Genomic DNA, 2153 nt, shown 5'->3' with positions numbered 1-2153 from the left:
ACTATATCGGACTTGCCGCCTCCAAAAGACTGGGCGATGCGGTTTCGACGGCGATTGCGCGGGGCACGCCAGTGGGCGCCACCGGATCGCGGCTGTTGCGCGGCAATGCACCGGAACATGAGCAACTGGAGGCGGACGCAGCGGCATTTTTCGGAGCCGAGCGTGCACTGTTCTTCGGCAGCGGCTATATCGCCAACTTCGCTCTGCTGACGGCCCTGCCGCAGAAAGGCGACCTGCTGGTCCTCGACGAGCTCGCTCATGCCAGCATGCATGAGGGTGCCCAGGCCGGGCGCGCTGAGTTCAAGCTGGCCGCGCACAACGACGTCGACGCTGTCGAGGACGCAATCACCCGCTGGCGCGCCGAAGGCGGCATGGGGCGGGTGTGGATCGCCTTCGAAAGCCTTTACAGCATGGATGGCGACCGTGCGCCGATGGAGAGCCTGGTCGCGCTGGCTGATCGGTACCAGGCATTCATCGTCGTCGATGAAGCGCATGCCACCGGCGTCTGGGGACCGGACGGCCGGGGACTGGCCGCCGCGTATGAAGGCCGCGACAACATCGTCACGCTCCACACATGCGGCAAGGCGCTTGGCGCATCCGGCGCGCTCGTTACCGGACCGCGAACACTGTGCGACTATCTTATCAACCGGTGCCGGCCATTCATCTATGCGACCGCACCATCGCCGCTGATGGCAGTCGCGGCACGTGAGGCGCTGACTATTCTGTCTGACGAGCCTATGCGTCGTGCTCAGTTGCACGAGCGTGTCGCTTTCGCGAGCCGGCAATTGGCCGAACGCTGCGGCGTGATGCCCAGCGGTTCGCAGATCCAGCCGCTTGTGATCGGCGATAACAGCCGCACCATGGCGGTGGCGGCAGGACTGCAGGCACGCGGCTTCGACATACGCGGCATTCGCCCGCCGACAGTGCCTGAGGGTACGTCGCGCCTGCGCATTTCGCTGACTCTCAACGTCGACGAAGCCGACATTTCCGCCATGGTCGAGGCTCTCGTCGGAGTGTTGGCCACAGCATGACCAAACGCATCGTCGTCACCGGAACAGACACTGGAATTGGCAAGACAGTGTTTTCGGCCGGACTTGCCGGGCTGCTCGACGGCTTCTACTGGAAGCCGGTGCAATCGGGCCTCAACGAGGAGACCGACAGCGAGGTCGTCGCCCGGCTTTCCGGCTTGCCCGACGGACGCGTGCTGCCCGAAGTCTATCGACTGACGATGCCGCTGTCGCCGCATCGATCAGCCGAAATCGACGGCGTCGCGATCGAGGCCGACGATCTTTCATTTCCGGTCCTGCCGACACCGCTCGTCATCGAAGGCGCCGGCGGGCTGATGGTGCCGCTCAATCGACAGACAAGGTTCATTGACATATTCGAACAATGGCGGCTGCCGGTCATACTGTGCGCCCGCACCGCGCTTGGCACCATCAATCATACGCTGTTGTCGATCGAGGCCCTGAGAGCCCGCTCCATCCCGCTCATCGGCATTGCCTTCATTGGCGAAGAGGTGGCCGATACACAAAGGACAATCGTGGAATTCGGCGGCGTGCCGCAGCTGGGCAGGCTGCCGCACCTCGGTCCGCTGACGGGTGAAACGTTGAGAGATGCAATGATTTCCGGCTTCGACCTGGCCATGATTGCCGGAGGCGACTGATGGCGGAGTCTCGAGTCTGGCATCCGTTCACGCAGCACGCGCTAGAGCCCTCGGTCCCTGAAATCGTGCTGACTGAAGGCGCCTATCTCCACAAGGCCGACGGCTTCCGCATCCTCGATGCGATTTCTTCCTGGTGGGTCGTCACCCATGGCCATCGCCACCCCCGCATCATGAAGGCCATCGAGACGACCGCGTCGAGCCTCGACCAGATCATCTTCGCGGGCTTCACCCACGAGCCGGCCGAACGGCTGGCCGAGGCGCTTATCGGCATCGCACCCGCCGGCCTCGACCGGGTGTTCTATTCCGACAGTGGCTCCACCTCAGTCGAAGTCGCGCTGAAGATGGCGCTCGGCTATTTCCGCAACATCGGCGCGCCGCGTTCGCGCATCGCCGTCATGGAGCACAGCTATCATGGCGACACGATCGGGGCGATGAGCGTCGGCGCCCGCGGCGTCTTCAACGCCGCCTATGATCCTTTGCTGTTCGAGGT

3 protein-coding genes are annotated in these 2153 nt (G+C 63.8%); all 3 read left to right on the top strand.

All coding sequences use genetic code 11. The features are described from left to right. Positions 1–1031, top strand: a 1031-nt coding sequence (locus EOA27_RS33270; RefSeq protein WP_145970715.1) for an 8-amino-7-oxononanoate synthase, incomplete at its 5' end; no start/stop codon positions are given. Further along, complete coding sequence (bioD, locus tag EOA27_RS33265) at positions 1028–1663, top strand: dethiobiotin synthase (RefSeq protein ID WP_063169254.1); 636 nt, start codon at positions 1028–1030, stop codon at positions 1661–1663. The genes EOA27_RS33270 and bioD, both read left to right, overlap by 4 nt. After that, positions 1663–2153 (top strand): aminotransferase class III-fold pyridoxal phosphate-dependent enzyme (locus EOA27_RS33260; RefSeq protein WP_127258391.1); only part of this gene is annotated, 491 nt, incomplete at its 3' end. The genes bioD and EOA27_RS33260, both read left to right, overlap by 1 nt.

The organism is Mesorhizobium sp. M2A.F.Ca.ET.037.01.1.1, from assembly GCF_003998075.1.
GTDB lineage: Bacteria > Pseudomonadota > Alphaproteobacteria > Rhizobiales > Rhizobiaceae > Mesorhizobium.
Note: the sequence above shows the minus strand (reverse complement) of the source record. Positions and strands in the feature narration are given on the sequence as shown.